This window comes from Protofrankia sp. Cas8, from assembly GCF_963555845.1.
Taxonomy (GTDB): domain Bacteria; phylum Actinomycetota; class Actinomycetes; order Frankiales; family Frankiaceae; genus Protofrankia.
In genome coordinates, this window is the sequence record NZ_CAUVXI010000257.1 from 1,864 (window position 1) to 2,292 (window position 429).

Consider the following 429-nt stretch of genomic DNA (forward strand, 5'->3'; position numbering starts at 1 on the left):
TTCAGCGACATGGCGAGGTCGGGGGTGAACGCGTCGGGCCGGGTCTGCGCCAGCACCCGCCGGAGACCGGCGGCTTCCTCGACCGCGCCCAGCGCCTCCTCCCGCCGCCCCAGATCGGACAGGCGGTTGGACAGGTTGTTCAGCGACAGGGCGAGGTCGGGGGTGAACGCGTCGGGCCGGGCCTGCACCAGCACCCGGTAGAGACCGACGGCTTCCTCGACCGCGCCCAGCGCCTCCTCCCACCGACCCAGGCCGGACAGGTGGTTGGACAGGTTGTTCAGCGACAGGGCGAGGTCGGGGGTAAACGCGTCGGGCCGGGCCTGCACCAGCACCCGGTAGAGACCGACGGCTTCCTCGACCGCGCCCAGCGCCTCCTCCCGCCGCCCGAGAGCGGACAGGTGGTTGGACAGGTTGTTCAGCGAGCTGGCG

Annotated in this window: 1 protein-coding gene; it reads right to left on the reverse strand. The window is 72.3% G+C overall.

Features of this window, described 5'->3' with window-relative positions; all coding sequences use genetic code 11:
* Window positions 1–429 (reverse strand): tetratricopeptide repeat protein (locus U9977_RS27270; protein ID WP_322751627.1); only part of this gene is annotated, 429 nt, incomplete at both ends.